The following is a 20,015-nucleotide window of genomic DNA, read 5'->3' as shown; positions in this document are numbered from 1 at the left end:
TACTATTCAACTTCTCGATTTTTATAAGCTTCTAAATTCTTGTGTATTTGTAAGATTCTATAATTGTCTGTACTTATTAAAACAGGTTCTCTTGTTAAAGTTGACGGCTCTACCTCTTTCAGTTTTTCAGCAAAAAATAAGGCTTCAATAGTATTTTTAAAACCATGAACAACAAGATATTTTGTATCAGCATTATAAACATCTGCAGAGGCTGTAATTGTCGCAGAGGCTTTTTCTTTTAAATACGCCGTAAGTATATCTTCTGTATTTTTCATTATATCCTCCTCTGAGTTGCTAAAGGCATATATCAACTTAAAACTTAATGCTTTTGAGTCTGCTACAAACTCATCACTTTTTAACTGAGGTAATGCTTTATCTATGAGCTCTTTTGCTCGTTTACCTTCTTCTTGATTAGGATAATTAAGCGCTACATAATTTAAAGCTTCTTCATACGCATCAAAACCCTTATACCTCCCTATTGCTGTGGCTTTCAGCAATTCAAATTTAGGAACAAAAGCATCGCCTGCAAACTCATCTATATATCTGTCTGAATTTAAAAGCACAGCCTCATACTCTTGATTTTCAAACATTTTGTACAAATTGTTATACAGCACTTCTGGGCTATCTTCATCCTGAGTAAGAGCTTTTTCAGGATTTTTTATAATACTTGCATAACGCGTGTCTGCATAGTTTATCAAGATATCATTTTTAAATTTATCTCTGTTAAACGCATCATTTTGATCTAAATACAATTGATACAAATTATATTTTGCCGGTAAAACAAGTCGTTCTTCAGGATTATTATTTAATAAGGTCTCAAGACGCTGTATGGCAAGCTGCGGTTCTTTTAGTTTTTCTTTATAAATAAGTCCTAACTGATAATACGCAAAATTGCGCGCAGTAGAAATACTGTCTATGACCGGTTTTTCTGATGGAATTTTAAACAGATAAGTTTTTACGTTATAAAGTCCGTTTTCTGAGGTTTCCAGCAGGTCTTTAGAACCGGAAGCTGTGCTTTGTTCCTGAAAGGCTCCCTGCTTGTTAGAAATGCGCCAGTTATCTTCATTAGGCCTGCTACCCCAACGCGATTTAAAATCTAATTTACCCTGTGCAATCTGAACCGGATTATAAAAATAAAAAGTGCTCCCTGCAGGTGGCTGATTACCGGCATCAGCAACAAAAAATTCATTGTTTGCAATCGTAGCTTCAGAAATTGCTGCTGCGACAGAATCTTTTGCACGTTCTTCTTTTAACTGAGTAATATATTCCTCAAAATAGGTGTTCCGCTCTGCGGAATTCATACCTACTAATTTTAATATGCTATCGTTACGTTTTGAAATACCCTCGTAAAAAATTACATCATTAAGATTGGTTCGCTTTTTATTTATATCACGAAACTCTCTCGAGTTTTCGGGTATAAAAGCTAAAGTACTGTCGTAATAAGCACCGGCAGCGAGGTAGTCTGAATTGTCAAAATTGAGTTCTCCCAGACTTAGGTAGTTTCTAGAAACGAGAAATTTATCTGCGCTCTTAGAAGCAAGCGATTTATTAAAATAGGCAACAGCAGAATCTTGTCTGCCCACATTCTGATAAAATTGAGCAAATTGATAATTTATAATATCTAAGTAAGGCCTGTTCTCTCTATTGTTCTCAAGATCTGTCAACAGTTCAAAAAGTTGCTCCTGATCTTGAGTTTCATAATCAAAATTTGCAATTTTATTTACATAGGCATTAATCATGTAGCGCCGCGGTGATTTGCGGTTTAGCGCGATGACCTTATCATAATTTGCGTTCGCCAGTTGCGGCTGCTCAATTAGGTCATACAACTGTCCTTTTATGAAGTAGTACCTTCCCTTTTCTTCATTTTTACGCGTTAAAAAGGCTGCCTTTTCAATGTAAACAAGTGCGCTATCAATACGGTTTTCGGTGATATAGCCCTGTGCCAGCATAGCTGAAGCATCTGCGTAATCCTGTGCGTCTAGCTTTTTTTCTTCATCCAGAAGTTTATGCAACCGCTCAATTGCAATTTTTGTATTGTCTAAGCGCAGGTTTGTTTTTTCTTTCCAGATTTTTGCCTGTGCGATGTTATTACTGGCGGGATAATAGGCGAGAATATAATTAAACGCCTCGAGTGCGCGCACAAAACGCATATCGTAGTAGCGTGATTTTCCTAAAAGCATAAACGCCTCGTCCATTTGCGGATTGCGCTCTGCGCCATTAATCTGCATACTGTGCTTTTGTATGGCTTTTATAGCATTTTCTTCGGAAAGTTTAAAACTGGGGTCAACAGCATCGCCGGGTAAAGGCACAAACTCCGGATTTTCTAAACGCTCTACAGGCAAAATTGCCCAGAAATTATCTTGGTAACCGTCTATAAGCGCATCACGACCTTGCTCAAAAGCTTGTCTGCCGTTAAAAAGCGTGTTGTATTCTGTAGTAAGTGCGTGAAAATTTCTGCTTAGAAATTTATCTTTCTTACGCGAACATCCTGTAAGAACGCCCACTAGCAACGCTAATATGAGTATTTTTTGTACCTGAGTTTGCAAATCTAATTAAGTATAAAGCAATAACTGCAAAGTAGCAAAATTAGTATGAACGGGTTAAAGTGGTGTTGAAATAATTTAATGAGTCAAAATCATTACGTGAGATAACAGCCTAATTTATTTTAAACAATCACGGTATTCTCATCCTCCTTACTAAAATAGGCTTCCAATTCTTTAAGGGTAGCTTCAGAGGTTTTGATGTCTTTGACCACACTTCCTTTTTCAAGAACCACAATGCGCTCGCAAACTTCAGTTACGTGAATGAGGTCGTGACTAGAGACTAAAACGGTAATATCTGTATCTGCTGCCAGTTTTTTAATAATACCTTTCAGTCTAAATTGTGTGGTAGGGTCAAGGTTGGCGAAAGGTTCATCGAGGATGATTACATCTGGCGTACCTATTAAAGTTGCTACGATACCTACTTTCTTTTGATTTCCTTTAGAAAGATCACGTAGGTATTTGCGCTTGCCTAAAATCTCATCGTTAAAAAAGTCTGCAAAACCGGCCAATAAGGTGTCGACATCAGCTTTGTTTTGTCCACGTAATTCTCCAATAAAATAAAAGTATTCTTCCGCAGTTAAATAACCTATTAAGAAGCTTTCATCAATAAATGAAGCCGTGTGTGATTTCCAGGCTTCACTCTCATTCACTTTACTTTCTCCGTTTTGAATGTAGCCGGTAGTAGGTTGTATCAAATCAAGCAACGCGCTAAATAAAGTCGTTTTGCCGGCTCCGTTATTCCCCACCAGGCCAAAAGCTTCACCTTTAGGAATGTTAAGATCATCTATTTTTAATACGGTTACCCCGTTGTACGTCTTTGATAAATCGTGAATATGTATCATAATTCTAAAATTTCTTGGTAGTTACTATAACATCGCTCCCTTTGAGAGTAATTGAAAGTGATTTTAATTTTTCTGTTTGTAAGCCGCTATGGTCTTGTATTTTTCGGCTTTATAAACCTCTTCTATTTTTTTAAACATATAATCTCTAAAAGCAAAACCGGCCAGACCGGCAAGTGCCACTAAAGCATAGCCAAAAACAGGTCCCAGTGTAAAATGACCTAGTGCATACAGCGCTATGGGAAGTAATAATTTAGGCATCGTAATCAATAATGTTTTTACGTTAAAAGAAGAACTATCACCAAATGCTTTTTTATTACTCGTCAAATCTATAGGCGTTTTAATGTAAGCGCCTCCCAGTAAAACTACGTGACCGTTTACTCCCATATTAAAAATACCGCCCACGAGTATTGCTGCATAAGCTTCCCAACCAAAATAGAGATAAAAAGCACCTAGTAAAGTAGAAATTGCCGTAGCAATAACTACTAACATCCACTTTGACTTTAAATACTCCTGGTATTTTATATTCTGCGTCATCATTAAAGGATAATATGAACTATCCCAACTTGGTACAAACTGACCAAAACTGAACATAAATCCGCCGGAAACAAAAATTCCCGCAAAAATCTTCATAAAAGGATTGTCATAACTCTCAATACCACCAGAGAAAAATAGCAACCCGTAAAAGAGAAATACAACGCTCATGATAATCGTTGTACGCGAGCGTTTATTTCGCTTTATAAGTTTAATATCATTTTTAAGAAAAACCGCTGTTTTGCCAAAACGGTTTAGCCAATCTAAATTTTCGGTGGAAGCTGCCTGTGCTTTTGTTGCCAGACCAGCGTCAAGATATAAACGCTTTAGAAAGTAGTTATGTGCAAATTTATAGAGTAAAACTACTGCGACCAGTGGAATAATAAATAGCCATAAATACTTAAATAAACCTTGAAAATAGATGCCGGTATAAGCCGTTATATCAAAAATCTCGTAGTATTGAAGTGCTCCAAATGCAGCAATGATAGACCCTAGCCCTACAACGAGCGCAAGCGCGTCATTAAGAAATATATTAATAAAATTATTTAAATATATCATTGCTAACATTCCTAAATGCCAGGTAATTACGTGCAACGGATCATAGCCTTGCACCAGTAGTACAATACTAAAAGGAATAAAGAAAAATGCGTGAATTATATTAAAAAAGGAAAGCATGGTTTTACCCATCGCAAAATCTACAATTTTTGCCTTATTAAAGGGAAGCAATAGCAGTGGTTTAATATTTACAACCGGCATTTTTTGTAAAAAATATTTTATCATTAGATCTACAACGACATAGTAAATCATAAAACTATTGAGCGTTTCTAAAGGTTCAAAACCTGCTTTTTCTAGTCCGAAATAAGCTCCCACACCGGCAAGAGTAAAGATCCCTATAAAATAGAGCGCGCCCAGCGCCATAAATATTTTCAGAATAATATTAGTCTGGAAAGCTGCTGATCTGAAAAAGCTTTTCCATTCTAGATTGAGAAAGTGTTTAATCATCTATTTTGTTTTTTGGCTTAAAGTCATAGCATTAGTGTGAAAATTATAAAAATGTTACACTGCATAAGCATCTTGCTTTGTATTTTTGCCAAAATTTTTAAGCAATGAGCGATTTTCACGCACTTACTATACAAGATATTACACGCGAAACAGCACAAGCTGTTAGCATCACATTTGGCGTTCCTGATGCTTTGAAAGATGATTTTAAATTTAAAGCTGGGCAATATGTTACTTTAAAAACTAAAATTGATGACAAAGAAGTACGCAGAGCTTACTCCTTATGTTCTACACCGCAAAGTGGGCTTCTTAAAGTAGCTGTTAAAGAAGTTGAAGGCGGTACTTTTTCTGTACTTGCAAATAATAAATTAACCGTAGGCGAATCTTTAGAAGTGCACCCTCCTGAAGGTAAATTTTTTGTTGAGCCTAATGGCGAAAACAATAAAGACTATGCTGCTTTTGCCGCCGGAAGCGGTATTACCCCAGTGCTTTCTATCATTAAAACAGTTTTAGAAGAAGAGCCTAAAAGTAGATTTGTTTTACTCTACGGAAACAGAACTGTTGAAGAAACTATTTTTCACAAAGATTTATTAGAATTACAGCTTCAGTATGCAGAGCGGCTTTTTGTAGAATTTGTATATAGTCGTAAGCAGGAGACAGATTCACACTTTGGCCGTATCGAAAAAGCTACTGTAAACTTTGTGCTTAAAAATAAGTTTAAATCACATGATTTTGATCAGTACTTTTTATGTGGTCCTGAAGAAATGATTAAAGGAGTTAGTGCTGTTCTGGCAGAAAATGCTATTCCTGATGATAAAATTAAGTTTGAATTATTTACGAGTTCAAATGACGGTGAAGAGATTGCTGAAGCTCTAGACGGCATCACCCAGCTTAAAATTGTAGTTGATGATGAAGAGTTTGAACTTACTATAAACCAGGACAAGGTAGTTCTAGATGCGGCATTAGAAAACGACATCGACGTACCCTACTCCTGTCAAGGTGGTATTTGTAGTAGTTGTATCGCCCGGGTTACCGAGGGTACAGCTGTAATGCGTAAAAACCAGATTCTTACAGACGGTGAAGTGGCAGAAGGATTAATCTTAACCTGCCAGGCATTAGCTACTTCAGCAAACTTAACTGTTGATTATGATGATTTATAGAGATTAAAATTATTCTCCTAAAAAAAGCACCTCAGATTAAGATCTGAGGTGCTTTTTTCATGCCGGTATTTTTAATTCTCGTTAGATAAACCGCTCAATAATCTTCTTTAACGGTTCAATCGCTTTTGTATGCTCTATGGTTGGGCCAGCAACCCAAACAGTTTTATAAGTCGCGCCTGCTGCAGCCTTTGTAACCATATTAGTTCCTTTTAAGAAGCGTAACATTTTTACATATTTTTTAAGCCATTTATTTTTATTGAATAGACTCTCAATCCACGATTGCTCAGTGCCTATTTCCTGCACGTAAGGCGTATTAATAACCGTACACGGCGTTCCGCTTATTTTTTGAGTGACAACTATATCTTTCTCACCATACGTTACACAGGCCTCTTTATATTCATTAGAAACCCCGGCCTCTTCAGAAGCTATAAATGGGCTACCAATACTTACTCCTACTGCACCATAACTCATTTTCTCATCGAGCTCTGCTTTGTTACCTACTCCTCCTGCAGAAATTACAGGTATTTTTAATACAGCATCTAACTCTTCTATTAATTCTTTAGGTGAAATGCTTCCTCTATGGCCACCAGCTTCATTATTTACCGCAATTACTGCGTCACAACCTAGCCCTTCAACTTTTAAGGCCTGTTCAAGATTTACCACATCACAAAAAACGAGAATTCCTTTTTTGTGGGATTCTTCTATAACCTGTTTGGGATTACCTAAAGAAGTTATTATAAAATCAACTCCCATCTCACAGCAAACTGCTAATTGATCTGGAAATTTCAAATTTGATTTGTTTACGATAAGATTAAAGCCAAAAGCGCCATTTTCTGTTTTTGAAGTTTTTAGTTGTGTAATTGCTTCTCGTAATTCGGGTAGGGTGCGGTAATTTAATGCCGGTATACAGCCCGCTGTACCCGCTTGCATCGCGGCTTTGACCATCGCAACATTAGAGACTAAAAACATAGGAGCAATAATGATAGGGTGCTCAATAGAAAGCAATTGCTTTAGCGTTTTTTTCATAAGATTTTAGTCTAAAAGTTTATAAATGCGTTCTAAAACGGCACCTGGTAAAATGCTGTGCATAGCTTTATCGTATCCCTGAGGAACTTTATTACCATACACCGAAGTGGGTATTGCAGGAAATTGTTCTCGATCTGCGAGTAATTGATTTTCTTCAGGTTGTTTAAATGGTGCAAAACCTAAATAAGGATGTGTCACCCCCCAGATTGTAAGCGTAGGAACGCCAAAGAGTGCTGCTAAATGCCCATTACCACTATCCATCGCAAGCATTGCATCTAAATGAGAGATTAGCGCCAATTCTTCAGCAAAAGAAAAACGGCCGGCTATACTTACGTGGTTTTCATATTTAGAGGCAAATGAATTTAGAAGCTGTTCTTCTTCTTTTCCACCGCCAAAAAGAATGATTTTATAGGGCTTTGTGCTCAATTCAGACAAAACCTCATCAAGTAGTTCTAAGGGATATTTTTTACCATCATGCGCTGCAAATGGTGCAATACCCAACCATTTCTGAGGCTCGTTGCCTAGTAAATCGCGTATTTCAGTATTCAAATTTTGTTTTGGTAAATGTTCAGAACCATCTAGCTTAACCGGATAACCTATTTTTTTAAAAACAGAAGCATACCGCTCATGCGTTGTTTCAAGTGGCTGAAAATTTTTATTTGATGGGCGGGTAAGCGCTTTTTTAGCTGCTCTACCCTTATCTATCTGAGCTATATAATTTCCGCGGAAGCGAAAAAAAGATTTTAGCACGTTAGAACGTATGACATTATGCAAATCTGCAATAGCTGTAAATCGTTCTGGATTGAGGTTTTTATAGAGTTTATAAAGGCCTAAAGCTCCTTTATATGTATTCTTAACGTCTGCATCAAAAAAATGAACCCGTTCTAAAGGCTTAAAAATGGGAGCGAAAAAAGGCTTTGACACCACTGTAATTTCCAGGTTAGGATACGAGCGTGTCAAAGCTATTAATACCGGAACCGTCATCGCCACATCACCCATCGCCGAAAAGCGGATGCATAATATATGTGGCGATTTAGTAGCCACTTAAATTGCTTTATTCTGGTTACGTAATACCGGATTCAGCTCATCGTCGTTATACATTTTCATCTGCTTGTAGACTTTCATGTATTTATCACCGTTGCGAATATCTATAATAAGAGTATCTATTGCAGCACATAAATCTACACGTTGCTCTAATAGAATATCAAGCTTTTTTTGGCATGCTATTTTATGATCTTCTGAAGCATCTTCGCGATTTGCTTCCTCTTCCATATGATAAATCTTAAGCGTAAGTATAGACAAACGATCTATCGCCCACGCGGGACTTTCGGTATTTATGGTAGCACTGTCATTAGGTTCAATATCTTTATATTCTTTTAAGAAGTAGCTATCAATATATTCAACCATGTCTGTACGCTCCTGATTTGAAGAATCTATTTGACGCTTAAGCTTTAAAGCAGCTACAGGATCTATTTGTGGGTCGCGTATGATGTCTTCATAATGCCACTGCACAGTGTCAATCCAGGCTTTACGATATAATAAATGCTCTAAAAAATCTACCTCTGTATCAAACGGATTTTTAAAAGGCTGGTCTACATCATTTTTGATGTGATAATCATCAACAGCACGCTCAAATATGCGCTTCGCAGTATGTGTAATCATGGTATTTTTATTTTTCTAATATATGTAAATATTCGGTTGTTGTGGTTGCTTTATGATTTCGGCTTTCTGTTTTATCTGCTTTAAAACGCTGGTATTCTTTAGTTACTAAATCATAGTTCCCGTAACGCTGCATAATTGATTTTACAGTTGCTGCAGACATAAGACCTTCATTGTTGTAACTCAAAAACAGCGTTTTAAAGTTTGCCGATGCAATAAGATTTTCAAATGTTTGAGCAACCTCAACCTTACTGCAAAATGCACTTTTTGTATAGGCGCGCAAACCTGTTTTTCCTTTAGGTACAAAGGTATCTTTTTTTGCAATAGTATTTAGTAAATGATAATTGGCACCATACTGTCGCGCATTGTAAGGCGGATCTAGATATAGGATATCGCCTTCAATAGTATTAATAAACGCATTACTATTTTGATTATAGACTGCGTGGTTTCCTAAAGTTATTTGAAATTCTGCCGGTTGTATAACCAGCGTTTTTTGAGCAGATTTTTTAATTTTTTTTAAGTATGCCCCGTAAACTGAAGCCGTATTTGCGACTTTATCTGCACTCTCCAGCAAGCTTGCCAGCAGAAAATAATAGAGGTCTTCATCAATTTGTTTTTGAACATACCAGATTTCAATCTGATTTCTAATAGCATCAATTTTTTTACCGTTTTCTGCTGAAAAATAAAGACGGTCTGCTGCCCCAGAGGCACTATAGGTTTCAAAAATAAAACCTTTCTCGGGTTCTATAGTATTTAAGCGGTTGATGTATTCTTCAGAGTTTAAAGCCGTGTTATTGCCTATATAATTTCGGTTTAAAATGTAACTGTAATATTCAAGATCATTTGCAATAACCCCATTTACTAAGGGTTTAAACGTTCTTCCCACACTACCCGTCCCGGCAAAGAGATCGCAAAAAGTATGAGTCGACAAATCTTCTCCACAAACCGCTTTAATATTTGTGAGTAACCAGTCTGAAAGTTTATGTTTTGAGCCTATATAATTCATCGAATAGCCCAGATTATATCTGAGTAAGCAGGTTTAGTTTCGGTAATATGTGGTCTTTTTAAATTAGCAGGATCAAAAGAGGCAACATAATCTTCGATATGCGTTTTTAGCCAGCTTATTTCGGCTTTTAACTTATAATGATCCCCGTTTGTACTGTAAACAATAAGAAACAACCTGTTTTCTATATGATAGCGTCTGCCGGTGCTTTGATTAAGATATAGCCACTTTATAAGTCTTTCCTGATGGGATTTTGCATAGTCTAAATTTCTACCAAAACCCTTTGGAAACTTAGACGTCTTTAAATCAAATTTGATGCCCTGTATACTAAAATCTACAAGCCTGTCTTTTTTGTTTTTTGCAGCATCTACACCATCTAATTCAATAAATAATTGCTCTACAGCACAGGCGCTCCAGAAATTATACCAGCGGTTAACTGCATAATAAAAAAAGTGCTTTTTATTTAAATTATGGGTTTCTACGCTTTCTTTAATGCGTTCTAAAAGAACTTCAAACTCTTGAATCGTATAAATAAAATTACTGTACCTGTCCCAAGTATCATTTTGTTTTCTAAACCAAATATCCCGGTAAGGCCAACGCTTTTTGAGCTCATGCTCAAGTTTTATTAAATTTAACTGTGCCAAAACAATAAAAATATAGGAATGAGTAATGCGAGCCATAGCAGCATTTCTTTAAACCAAAAACTCTTATGGTTTTCAATATAGGTTGCGCTAATAATTGCTAATGGGCCAAAGATAAAATACAACTCACTACCATCTCTCAATGGCGCCAGAAAAAGTATAATTATTAATGCTATCCCAGAACTTATGAGTATTAGAAAATAAGAGGCTTTTAATTTTTGTGGCGCATCAGAAATTTGAGAAACATAATAGATTCCACACCATAAGTAAAGTGCTAAAAGAAATGATGCCGGTAGTAATAGTTTTATAGAACTGTATGCTGTAAAATCTAATGTAGGCAGTTGCACATAATTTAGAGCAAACGCTAAAGCCCCGTCTGAATATAAGCTATAGGTTATCGCAATTATTAATACTGCAAAAATGCCTGTAAAAGGTATTAGCCAGTTTCTATAATCAAGACGGCCATAAAACAAAATGGCAAAATAAAGAACAATTAAAAACAGAAAGCTCCAAAAGAAAAATAAGGAAGCTATCGTAATCCAAAATGCCGCATCAAAAATTTTTTTATTAAAATCATTAGATGATTTTAAGCTTATAATACGTCTTAAAGCAAGAAGTACAAATACTCCCGAAAGTATAATATCTGTATTAAAGAAAGTGGCTGGTACAGCAAATGAAAAGCATACAAAAAGATAAACAATATAGGTGTTGCGCCTAGTAAGCGTATTGCGCTTAACTACAAAATTGAGAACTCCCAGAGAAAATAAATAAACCAATAAAATGAAGAATTGATTTAATATTGAGTAGGCAGTTAACTCATTAAAATCTGATAACGCATAGAAACTCGAAAAATAGAGAATCACGGCAATTACAATAATTGCAAAATTTATAGGTTTTGAAACGCTAAAAAAGCTTGTAAGCATCCTAGTTTTTTATATTTTTGCACCGCACAATAAGATATTGAACGTGTGACTTCGCTAATAACGATGTAAAAGTATACAATTATGGAATTGAAAGATTTATTTTACGGTATTCAAGATTTTTTTGTGAATGTTGCTTTAGCGCCGTTAGATGCAATACGTGAGTTACAAGATAGCAGCTGGATTGCTGCAAATTTACTTAACATTGTATTTATTCTAATTGCAGCAGCAGCGTTTACTTACTGGACACTACAACTAAAGAAGTTTGATAAAGACGAGCATCACAATCTAAATAAATAAGCTCCTTTTAATTATAGATTAAACAAAAAGCCTGCTCATAGCAGGCTTTTTGTTTGTTATACTATAAATCAAAGCCTATATCTGTTCTGTAATTCATTTTATCAAATGAGATTTTCTTTATATTCTCATAAGAATTATCTAAGGCTTTTCTAAAATCCTCATGAAGCGAAGTTATTGCCATAACACGACCTCCTGCGGTAATGATTTCACCATCTTTTAGTGCTGTACCTGCATGAAAAACAAGGGCGTTTTCTATGGTTTCAGAACCTGTTAATTTCATACCTTTTTCATACGCTTCGGGATAACCACCACTAACAAGCATAACAGTTGCAGCAAATCTGGGGTCTAGATCAAGTTTAACCTCGTCTAGTTTCTGAGCTGCTACTTTTTCAAACATTGTAACCAGATCATTTTTTATTCGTGGCAAAACAACCTCTGTTTCAGGGTCGCCCATACGCACGTTATACTCAATCACTTTAGGCTCATCACCTACTTTAATTAAACCTATAAAAATGAATCCTTTGTACTCTATATCTTCTGTAGCTAAACCTGCAACCGTAGGTTTAACGATACGATTTTCTATCTTCTCCATTAGGGCTGCATCTGCAAATGGCACCGGAGAGACAGCGCCCATTCCTCCTGTATTTAACCCTTTGTCACCTTCACCTATGCGTTTGTAGTCTTTTGCAGTAGGTAAAGTGATGTAATTTTTACCATCTGTAAGTACAAAAACACTCAGCTCTATCCCGTCAAGAAATTCTTCAATAACTACCGTTTCACTTGCTGCACCAAATTTTTTATTAGTAAGCATATCTTCTAATTCGGTTTTTGCTTCTTCTAAATCATGCAGAATTACGACACCTTTTCCCGCAGCCAGACCATCTGCTTTTAACACATAGGGTGGCTTCAATTCTTCTAAAAATGATTTCCCGGCATCAAGACTTTCAACCGTAAAACTTTTATAAGCAGCTGTAGGAATATTATACATTGCCATAAATTCTTTAGCGCGTTCTTTACTTCCTTCTAGTAAAGCACCTCGTTTTGAAGGACCTATGACAGCAATTTTTTCTAATGCTTTGTCATTTTTAAAAAAGTCATAAACCCCATTTACAAGCGGATCTTCTGGTCCCACGACAACCATTTCTATCTGTTCTGCTAAAACAAGTTTTTTAACAGCTTCAAAATCATTTACATTAAGGTCAACATTTGTCGCCAGCTTCGCAGTTCCTGCATTTCCTGGAGCTACAAATAAGCGTTCACACTTAGGACTTTGAGCAATTTTATAGGCGAAGGTATGTTCACGACCACCAGAACCTAGAATTAGAATATTCATCGTAGTTACTTGTAATTAGATTAAGCGTCAAAAATAAATGTTTGTAAATTGACCTACTAATTTTAGCCTTGTGAATTTAACAAACCTCAGTTTACGTTTTAATGGTTTTAATATCGCTTCCGCGAAAAAAAAACTTGAGGCTTTAAAACGTGAAGTTTCTACAGATAGTGCACAGTACAGTATAAAAAGAAGATCTGAAATTTTAGAATTTCATCTAAAGCATAACTCCTTTTATAAAACCCACGCAGCCGGAAACTTCACAAACTGGGAATCACTACCTGTTTTAACCAAAACAGATTTACAAAAACCTCTAAAAGAGCGGTTATCTAACGATTTTTCTAGAAGAAATTCTCACGTACATAAGACCTCAGGATCTTCAGGAAATCCTTTTATTTTTGCAAAAGACAAATACTGTCACGCACTCACCTGGGCTTCAATACAAGCTCTTTATTTACAAGCAGGAGTTAATCTCAGCACTTCCTATGAGGCTCGGTTTTATGGTATTCCGCAAAGCGGAATGGTCTATTATAAAGAGCGTTTAAAAGATGTTCTAAGTAACAGATATCGTTTTTCAATATTTGACGCTTCAGATCAAAATTTTGAAAAATTTATCAATCGGTTTAAGCGTGTAGAATTTGGACATTTAAATGGCTACACCAGCACTTTAGTGTTATTTGCGCACTATTTACGTTCTAAAAATCTCGTTTTAAAACAAATTTGTCCCAGTTTAACACATTGTATTGTAACTGCAGAAGTCCTTCTCAAAGATGACAAATTACTTCTCGAACAACAGTTGGGCATTCCTGTATTAAATGAATATGGATCGTCAGAAACCGGAGTCATTGCATTTGGGAGTGCAGAAAACTCTTTAAAAATTGATACAGCATTGCTCTATGTTGAGATTTTAGACGACTTAAATAAACCTGTTCCTAATGGTACGAGCGGTAAAATTGTGATCACTTCCCTGTTTAACAAGGCCCATCCATTTATTCGATATCAGATTGGAGACTTGGGAGTCATTAATTTAGATGAACACAACAACACCGTTCTAACAAATCTTGACGGAAGAATAGGAGATTTTGCCATTTTACCTAGCGGAAAAAGAGTTCCTGCTCTGGCTTTTTATTACGTTACTAAAGCAGTAATTGAAGATAGTGGCAACGTAAAAGAGTTTATTATAAACCAAAATGAGCCTCATAAGTTTACCATAAACTATGTCGCAGATATAGCTTTAAATGAAGTTCAACTTGCTAAAATTGAAAAGGCGCTTAAGGCTTATTTAAATCAGGAAATTGAATTTGATATTGTTAAACAACTCTTTTTAGACCGAAGCAAACGTGGCAAGTTGAGACAGTTTAAACGAGATTTTTAAATTAAGAGCTGTACTTTTTATACCCAAAATACCCCCAACACAACATATAATAAACCGATTTTAAAAAAGAAATTTTTTCTACATTTCGATAAAAGTCCCACTGGTGTTTTAGTAATTTTTTTTTATTCCTCGAAAGTGAATTCTCTCTAATTCTATACATCGCCAAAGGCTTTTTAATACCAAAAGCATACTCTGTTTTTTTAAGGTACTGTAGCCACAATCCCATATCCTGACGCTTTTTAATGAGCGGCATATAGAGCTTTCCCAGTTTTTCTATGTCTATAAAGGCTGTAGAACAAATGATTGAATTACTCTTTAAAACATCTGAATATGATACTTTTTCAGGAACAATAAATGGGGATAACATTGGTTTTAAATTCTCATCTACACGCAATGCAGAAGTAAATACAAAAGCTTCATTTCTGGCAATACACGACTCTAAAAATAGAGGGAGCCACACATCATCTGCATCTAAAAAAGCAAGGTATTTCCCTTTTGCATTTTCTATACCGAGGTTGCGTGCGTAAGCCGGTCCTTGATTGTGATTATGTTTAAAATACTTTATCCGCGAGTCGAGTGCCTGGCGCTTTTTTATAATATGCTCTGTATGATCTGTAGAAGCATCGTTAATGAGTAACAACTCCCAGTCTGTTACCGTTTGATTTTGAACAGAGTTAATGGTGTCGAGAATATACTTTTGAGAATTAAAGCAAGGAGTAACTATAGAAACTAAGGGGTTTGCCTTTTTAATAGGCCTTATTGTCGCCATAAATCACTTTAATAAACGTTTTAGCGATAATACGTAGATCCATTAAAATAGACCAGTTTTCAACATAAAATATATCAAAACGCACTCTGTTTTTTATATCACGCTTAGTTTCTATCTCTCCGCGGTAACCACTTACCTGAGCTAAGCCTGTAATGCCGGGTTTTACCAGATGTCTAAGCATAAATTTATCTACCTGTGTTGCAAATGAATGCGTATGTGCAACCATATGCGGCCGCGGCCCCACCACAGACATGTCTCCCATTAAAACATTGTAAAATTGAGGCAACTCATCTAAACTTGTTTTACGTAAAAACCTACCTACTTTAGTTGTTCTAACATCGGTTTTACTTGCTTGAGTGGCATCTGCAGTCCCATTTACTTTCATAGATCTAAACTTAAAGCAGTAAAACTCATTCCCACCTATCCCGTTACGTTTTTGTTTAAAGAATATAGGTCCTTTAGAATCACAAACGATGATAATTGCTATTAAAGGGGTCAACCATGATAATATACCTATAACCACAAATAGACTTACCATAAGGTCAAGCAGGCGCTTTAAAAATAGATTAACAGGTGTATCTATAGGTAACGTACGAAGAGACAAAATGGGTGTTATGCCATAATACTGAAACTCCATTTTCTTTGTAAAAATTTTCTTGTTATCTGGTAAAAATTTTAAACTGATTAAATTATTGTCTGCAAAATGAATTAACTCTCTTATTTCTTTATTCTTAAGCTCTGCTATAGAGCAAAAAACCTGACTAATATTATTATTAAGAATGTACTCTTTTACAGAATCTATAGTTACTTCAGGATCGAGTAAATTGAGGTTTGCTATTAGTTGAAATCCGTATGCGGGATTATAATTAAAAAAGTTCTTTAATCGCTCTGTTTTAGGGTTGCATCCTATGATTATTACCCGTAACGTATCGCTACCCAGTTGTTGTCTAAATTTTTTTCGTACGTTAAAAATAGTAACTTTTAGAATGGCGATTATTCCCATACTCAAGCAGGCATATTCTAAAACCGCCCTTATAGAAATATTGATTTCGCTAAATATTCCGAAAAAAGTAAAAGAGCAAAAAATTAAAAGGAAAAATTGTTTTCCAATAATGGAAAGTATACGTACCAGTGGTGTAAATCTATATACACTATAAAATCCAAAACTATACGTTGTTATCAACCAGCTAAAAAATGTATAAACCGAAAATAATAAATAGCTGTGCGAAGAGAAATCAAATAATTTCGCGAAACCAATTAAAATTAGAATATCTATACTTGCAATTAATGGCTGAAGTAGATAATTATGTTTAGTGTCGTTTACAATCATATATAAAAACTAACTCTTACGAGTTTGTCAAAACTTGATAAAGTTAGTTAAAAGAAAATGAATGAAAACTAATAATACCGCTGTAATATTGAGTAAAAACAAGTTAATGCTATTCAAAATTATAGATATGGTAAATCATTATGAATGTATCATTAATAAAATTTCTCAATAAATTGGACATCGCCCACTAGACAGGGAACGTATTTATGAATAAATTAAAAGTAGTTCATATGGTAGAAGCTTTAGGAGGTGGTGTTTATACCTATTTTATAAACTTAACACACGCACTTGCAGCAAATCCTAATATAGATCTCACCGTAATCTATAGTGATAAAAGGCAGGAAATAAATCCAGATAAAATCGCTCTAGATTTTCATCCCAATACAACACTGGTTAAAATACCTATGTTAAGAGAAATCTCCCCAATTGAAGACTTTAAAGCATTCAAACAGTTAAGACACGTATTAAATTTTATTAAGCCAGACCGAGTACACTTGCATTCTTCTAAGGCAGGAATTCTTGGAAGACTTGCTTTCTTATTTACTTTTCAGTTTAACGCAAAACTCTATTATACGCCGCATGGATATTCCTTTTTAAGAAAAGATATTAGCACCGTTAAACGCTTTGCTTTTTATAGTATTGAATTTTTAAGTCAGAAATTAACCGGAGGAACTATTATCGCCTGCGGAGACACAGAATTAAATTACTCAAAAAAAATAGGCCCTTCGTTATTGGTCCGTAACGGGATAAATTTTGAAAATGTGCCACAAGAATTGCCTCAAAAATCAACACTACTTAAAAAAGTAGGTATTGTTGGAAGAATTACATACGCTCGAAACCCATCGCTTTTTAATGAGATTGCTTTACTGCACCCTAATTTGCAATTTATTTGGATTGGAGATGGTGAGTTGAGACACCAATTAACAGCATCTAATATTGAAGTTACCGGCTGGTTTAAAGATAGGTCTGAAGGTTTGTGTGTTTTAGAAACGATAGATGTGTATTTACAAACCTCCCTCTGGGAAGGTTTGCCTATTGCACTTCTTGAAGCTGCTGCTCGCAAAATACCTATCGTAGCAACAAATATCATAGGTAATAAAGACATTGTCGCAAACGGCAAAACGGGATTTCTTTTTAATAAAGCTTCTGAATTTTCTAGCAGTATAGAAAAATTAAAAACAGCTCAAAATCGTGATCGTATAGGCAAAGCTAACTTTGAGCGTTGTCAACTTCTATTTGACAGTACGCGAAATTTTGAAAAGCTTGCTAGGATTTATTTTCAGGATAATCCAAAGCGTGTTTTGTGAATATACTTAGCCAAAGCGCGCTAAACACAATCCCATCAAACCGAATTAGAAAATCATCGACAAAATTTGACGAGGCAAAAAGTATAAAGAAAAAAACACACATTACTTGCTTTGAAGTAATGCCTATGTAGGCAAACAATCCTACATATATAAAGGCTATTAAAGCTCCTAAAACACCAAATTTTATCCAGAAATCGAGATATTGATTATGTACTGGAAACTCATATTTATAAAGAAAATTTTGATGTGTTTCTTCAAAGTAACTAATAAGTTCTTTTTTGCCATCTGCGGCACCCACTCCCATAATGGGATTTCTGGTGGCAAGTTCTAACCCCGACTTCCAGATACTTAGACGCGTTACTAAACCATTATAAGCCGTCTTTTCTGGGTTTTCAAGATCATCTAATTTTCCTATTTTATCGAGATTACTAAACGTAACACTTGTAAATTTTTCAACAGAATATGGGAACACTTTTACAAAGGCAATGGCAAGTGTAATAAATAATGCTAACCCTAAGACTAGTTTCCTATTCGCCTTAAATTCAGCAACACTCATTTTCTTATAAAACGTGATCAGCAAAATTCCTATAAAAGCATTTACAATAGCCAACCGGGTGTTTACATAAAACAGGATAATTATCGATGCTATAAAGATAGCCGCGCGCCAGATTTGATACTTTTTTGAAACTTTAGTTAATCCTTCTTTTAAAAAATAAAAATTGATGACGACGACAAATGCTACATGCAGGTTTAGTGCGGGAGCGTGCATATTTATTGAGTTTGCAAACACATACCCCATTTCCCATAGGTCAACTCCGTTGAGATATTTTGAAAACAAGTCAGGAGAAATAATTGCAAAGCGTACTAAGCAAAAACTTAAAATCAACGTCGTTACTATTGCATAAATACGTATGATCAATGCTGTATTAAATCTGTGATTTTGAGTTAAGATAAATAGCGGTAAAAGAAGCATACTTATGCGCTTTTCTGCATGTTTTAATCCTTCTTGCAGAAGCTCATTATTCGATATAAAAATAAGGTCTAATAAAAATGGAGATGCAATTAAACCTATTAAAATCAACCTCTTTTTAGTAAATCGTAAATGATTGTAAAAAAACAGATTATAGGCTACGAAGAGGATTAAGAGAATGGTCGCAGGCATTCTAAAAATGAGCGAAGCGGCTAATACAATAAGCCAGGTATTATAACTAAACCGATATGTTCTTTCTGAAACAATCATAATACAAGGCAAAATAAATTAGTGGCAATATCCCAATTTTATGTTTAACAGCAGAACCCAGATCAGGCTCAAAAACTCCCTGAACGATGAAGTAGGCAAAAACGAGGTAAAATGCCCAAATCTCAAATTTATATCGGTTTCTGTGTCGAAGACAATTTTTATATAAATAAAGCAGATATACCATTAAAATAGTCTGCCATAAAACAAACGCAAGTATCTGCGGCTTTAAAATATGCCTAAAGCCATTTAGAGGTGCATTTACCGAAATAAAACCATAAAAGACACCTATTACCTCACCATACCAATTTTTAGTGCTCACAGGCGATACGATAACTGAATTTGTAGCTTCTTCACCGGCGCGTACCTCATTAAGTTCTTCGCGTGTGCTTTGGGATAAATATTCCCCCTTAACAAAACCGTAAGAGAGCGATAGAAAAGTAACTACAAGTAATCCTGAAAAAACACCCGCAAAAACCTTCCGTTTAAAGTTGACTAAACTTGTACCGTAAATTGCCAATGCCAAAACCGGAACCAAAATAAAATACGATCTAAACCAAATTCCAAATAAAATAATACCGCTAAAAATAAGTAAGACAGTCGTTCTTAATCTAAATCTTTTATTCTTCAGCAAAAAAAGAATTATAGCAATAAAGAGAAAGGTGATAAACTCTTTTGAGGGCATAGATATAAAAAATGCTAACAGTAGTAAACAGATGTATGCTAACGCGTTGCGCAGCGTGAAATTTGCAAACCTCTCGGGGATTCCTATGCGATACAGAACAACTAGTAAAACAGGTAATTGAATTAATGCTACAACAGGAAATGGAAAGCGCCCGAGGCCGGTTATCTCATAAAAAAGCATCGTAACAGGATAGCTTCGGAAAAATCCTTTCTCATTATAAAAATCTTCAGAAATAATGACCGCATCAAAAAAGAAACGATCTGGCAGAACCCAATAAGAAACGAAGCCAAGACATACTACACAAATGCATAAAAGCAAATAAACAAATATTGATTTTTGTAGTTTTTTACGCAGCATA

The 20,015-nt window shown here is 35.3% G+C and carries 18 protein-coding genes; 4 read left to right on the top strand and 14 right to left on the bottom strand.

Going from position 1 to position 20,015, the window contains the following annotated elements; translation table 11 throughout:
- Nucleotides 1-2: 2 nt before the first annotated feature.
- The 3 genes from ACIGAM_RS03225 to ACIGAM_RS03215 form a co-directional block, all read right to left on the bottom strand.
- On the bottom strand, nucleotides 3-2,546 hold the full coding sequence (locus tag ACIGAM_RS03225; protein WP_396510014.1) for a tetratricopeptide repeat protein: 2,544 nt from the start codon (nucleotides 2,544-2,546) through the stop codon (nucleotides 3-5).
- 119 nt (nucleotides 2,547-2,665) lie between these two features.
- A complete protein-coding gene (locus ACIGAM_RS03220; RefSeq protein ID WP_396510013.1) occupies nucleotides 2,666-3,385 on the bottom strand; it encodes an ABC transporter ATP-binding protein in 720 nt (239 codons plus the stop codon).
- A gap of 63 nt (nucleotides 3,386-3,448) precedes the next feature.
- Nucleotides 3,449-4,918 (bottom strand): DUF5687 family protein, encoded by a 1,470-nt coding sequence (locus ACIGAM_RS03215; RefSeq protein ID WP_396510012.1) that lies wholly within the window; start codon nucleotides 4,916-4,918, stop codon nucleotides 3,449-3,451.
- Nucleotides 4,919-5,022: 104 nt separating this feature from the next.
- On the opposite strand from ACIGAM_RS03215, the gene ACIGAM_RS03210 reads away from it, so the two are divergent.
- Nucleotides 5,023-6,075, top strand: coding sequence for a 2Fe-2S iron-sulfur cluster-binding protein (locus ACIGAM_RS03210; RefSeq protein ID WP_396510011.1), 1,053 nt, complete (start codon nucleotides 5,023-5,025; stop codon nucleotides 6,073-6,075).
- A gap of 81 nt (nucleotides 6,076-6,156) precedes the next feature.
- Here the strand turns inward: ACIGAM_RS03210 and ACIGAM_RS03205 are convergent, their stop codons facing one another.
- From ACIGAM_RS03205 to ACIGAM_RS03180, 6 genes are read right to left on the bottom strand one after another with little or no spacing between them, the layout of a single operon-like run.
- Nucleotides 6,157-7,101, bottom strand: a complete 945-nt coding sequence (locus tag ACIGAM_RS03205) for an NAD(P)H-dependent flavin oxidoreductase (protein ID WP_396510010.1) — start codon at nucleotides 7,099-7,101, stop codon at nucleotides 6,157-6,159.
- A gap of 6 nt (nucleotides 7,102-7,107) precedes the next feature.
- Nucleotides 7,108-8,145 (bottom strand): glycosyltransferase family 9 protein, encoded by a 1,038-nt coding sequence (locus ACIGAM_RS03200; protein WP_396510009.1) that lies wholly within the window; start codon nucleotides 8,143-8,145, stop codon nucleotides 7,108-7,110.
- Entirely contained in the window at nucleotides 8,146-8,763 is a 618-nt protein-coding gene (locus tag ACIGAM_RS03195; protein ID WP_396510008.1) for a DUF4254 domain-containing protein, read from the bottom strand.
- 7 nt (nucleotides 8,764-8,770) lie between these two features.
- Nucleotides 8,771-9,766: a DNA adenine methylase gene (locus ACIGAM_RS03190; protein WP_396510007.1), complete on the bottom strand. Its 996-nt coding sequence runs from the start codon at nucleotides 9,764-9,766 to the stop codon at nucleotides 8,771-8,773.
- Nucleotides 9,763-10,407: a hypothetical protein gene (locus ACIGAM_RS03185; protein ID WP_396510006.1), complete on the bottom strand. Its 645-nt coding sequence runs from the start codon at nucleotides 10,405-10,407 to the stop codon at nucleotides 9,763-9,765. The genes ACIGAM_RS03190 and ACIGAM_RS03185 overlap by 4 nt, the downstream gene beginning before the upstream one ends.
- Entirely contained in the window at nucleotides 10,395-11,327 is a 933-nt protein-coding gene (locus ACIGAM_RS03180) for a DUF6427 family protein (protein WP_396510005.1), read from the bottom strand. The genes ACIGAM_RS03185 and ACIGAM_RS03180 overlap by 13 nt, the downstream gene beginning before the upstream one ends.
- A gap of 81 nt (nucleotides 11,328-11,408) precedes the next feature.
- Here ACIGAM_RS03180 and ACIGAM_RS03175 point away from each other — a divergent pair, with 81 nt between their 5' ends.
- Nucleotides 11,409-11,624, top strand: coding sequence for a uracil phosphoribosyltransferase (locus ACIGAM_RS03175; RefSeq protein WP_396510004.1), 216 nt, complete (start codon nucleotides 11,409-11,411; stop codon nucleotides 11,622-11,624).
- A 61-nt stretch (nucleotides 11,625-11,685) separates the two neighbouring features.
- On the opposite strand, the gene purD is transcribed toward ACIGAM_RS03175, so the two are convergent.
- Entirely contained in the window at nucleotides 11,686-12,957 is a 1,272-nt protein-coding gene (purD, locus tag ACIGAM_RS03170) for a phosphoribosylamine--glycine ligase (RefSeq protein ID WP_396510003.1), read from the bottom strand.
- 70 nt (nucleotides 12,958-13,027) lie between these two features.
- Here purD and ACIGAM_RS03165 point away from each other — a divergent pair, with 70 nt between their 5' ends.
- Nucleotides 13,028-14,329, top strand: a complete 1,302-nt coding sequence (locus ACIGAM_RS03165; RefSeq protein ID WP_396510002.1) for a phenylacetate--CoA ligase family protein — start codon at nucleotides 13,028-13,030, stop codon at nucleotides 14,327-14,329.
- Between the two features lies 1 nt (nucleotide 14,330).
- Here ACIGAM_RS03165 and ACIGAM_RS03160 read toward each other — a convergent pair whose 3' ends face one another.
- Nucleotides 14,331-15,098, bottom strand: a complete 768-nt coding sequence (locus ACIGAM_RS03160; protein ID WP_396510001.1) for a glycosyltransferase family 2 protein — start codon at nucleotides 15,096-15,098, stop codon at nucleotides 14,331-14,333.
- Complete coding sequence (locus ACIGAM_RS03155; RefSeq protein ID WP_396510000.1) at nucleotides 15,076-16,428, bottom strand: exopolysaccharide biosynthesis polyprenyl glycosylphosphotransferase; 1,353 nt, start codon at nucleotides 16,426-16,428, stop codon at nucleotides 15,076-15,078. The genes ACIGAM_RS03160 and ACIGAM_RS03155 overlap by 23 nt, the downstream gene beginning before the upstream one ends.
- 206 nt (nucleotides 16,429-16,634) lie before the next feature.
- Between ACIGAM_RS03155 and ACIGAM_RS03150 the strand changes: the two genes are divergently transcribed.
- Nucleotides 16,635-17,735, top strand: coding sequence for a glycosyltransferase (locus ACIGAM_RS03150; RefSeq protein ID WP_396509999.1), 1,101 nt, complete (start codon nucleotides 16,635-16,637; stop codon nucleotides 17,733-17,735).
- Here ACIGAM_RS03150 and ACIGAM_RS03145 read toward each other — a convergent pair.
- Entirely contained in the window at nucleotides 17,695-18,975 is a 1,281-nt protein-coding gene (locus ACIGAM_RS03145; protein ID WP_396509998.1) for an O-antigen ligase family protein, read from the bottom strand. The genes ACIGAM_RS03150 and ACIGAM_RS03145 overlap by 41 nt on opposite strands.
- On the bottom strand, nucleotides 18,944-20,014 hold the full coding sequence (locus tag ACIGAM_RS03140) for a hypothetical protein (RefSeq protein WP_396509997.1): 1,071 nt from the start codon (nucleotides 20,012-20,014) through the stop codon (nucleotides 18,944-18,946). Before ACIGAM_RS03140 ends, ACIGAM_RS03145 begins: the two co-directional genes overlap by 32 nt.
- Between the last annotated feature and the right edge of the window lies 1 nt (nucleotide 20,015).

The sequence above is a fragment of the Leeuwenhoekiella sp. NPDC079379 genome, assembly GCF_044542075.1.
Taxonomy (GTDB): domain Bacteria; phylum Bacteroidota; class Bacteroidia; order Flavobacteriales; family Flavobacteriaceae; genus Leeuwenhoekiella.
This window is presented reverse-complemented; position numbering and strand designations above follow the sequence as displayed.

Excerpts from the sequence above, each read along its gene's own strand:
- ACIGAM_RS03220 (WP_396510013.1), bottom strand. The coding sequence starts at position 3,385 with ATGATACATATTCACGATTTATCAAAGACGTACAACGGGGTAACCGTA.
- ACIGAM_RS03215 (WP_396510012.1), bottom strand. The coding sequence starts at position 4,918 with ATGATTAAACACTTTCTCAATCTAGAATGGAAAAGCTTTTTCAGATCA.
- ACIGAM_RS03210 (WP_396510011.1), top strand. The coding sequence starts at position 5,023 with ATGAGCGATTTTCACGCACTTACTATACAAGATATTACACGCGAAACA.
- ACIGAM_RS03205 (WP_396510010.1), bottom strand. The coding sequence starts at position 7,101 with ATGAAAAAAACGCTAAAGCAATTGCTTTCTATTGAGCACCCTATCATT.
- ACIGAM_RS03195 (WP_396510008.1), bottom strand. The coding sequence starts at position 8,763 with ATGATTACACATACTGCGAAGCGCATATTTGAGCGTGCTGTTGATGAT.
- ACIGAM_RS03190 (WP_396510007.1), bottom strand. The coding sequence starts at position 9,766 with ATGAATTATATAGGCTCAAAACATAAACTTTCAGACTGGTTACTCACA.
- ACIGAM_RS03180 (WP_396510005.1), bottom strand. The coding sequence starts at position 11,327 with ATGCTTACAAGCTTTTTTAGCGTTTCAAAACCTATAAATTTTGCAATT.
- ACIGAM_RS03175 (WP_396510004.1), top strand. The coding sequence starts at position 11,409 with ATGGAATTGAAAGATTTATTTTACGGTATTCAAGATTTTTTTGTGAAT.
- purD (WP_396510003.1), bottom strand. The coding sequence starts at position 12,957 with ATGAATATTCTAATTCTAGGTTCTGGTGGTCGTGAACATACCTTCGCC.
- ACIGAM_RS03160 (WP_396510001.1), bottom strand. The coding sequence starts at position 15,098 with ATGGCGACAATAAGGCCTATTAAAAAGGCAAACCCCTTAGTTTCTATA.
- ACIGAM_RS03155 (WP_396510000.1), bottom strand. The coding sequence starts at position 16,428 with ATGATTGTAAACGACACTAAACATAATTATCTACTTCAGCCATTAATT.
- ACIGAM_RS03150 (WP_396509999.1), top strand. The coding sequence starts at position 16,635 with ATGAATAAATTAAAAGTAGTTCATATGGTAGAAGCTTTAGGAGGTGGT.
- ACIGAM_RS03145 (WP_396509998.1), bottom strand. The coding sequence starts at position 18,975 with ATGATTGTTTCAGAAAGAACATATCGGTTTAGTTATAATACCTGGCTT.
- ACIGAM_RS03140 (WP_396509997.1), bottom strand. The coding sequence starts at position 20,014 with ATGCTGCGTAAAAAACTACAAAAATCAATATTTGTTTATTTGCTTTTA.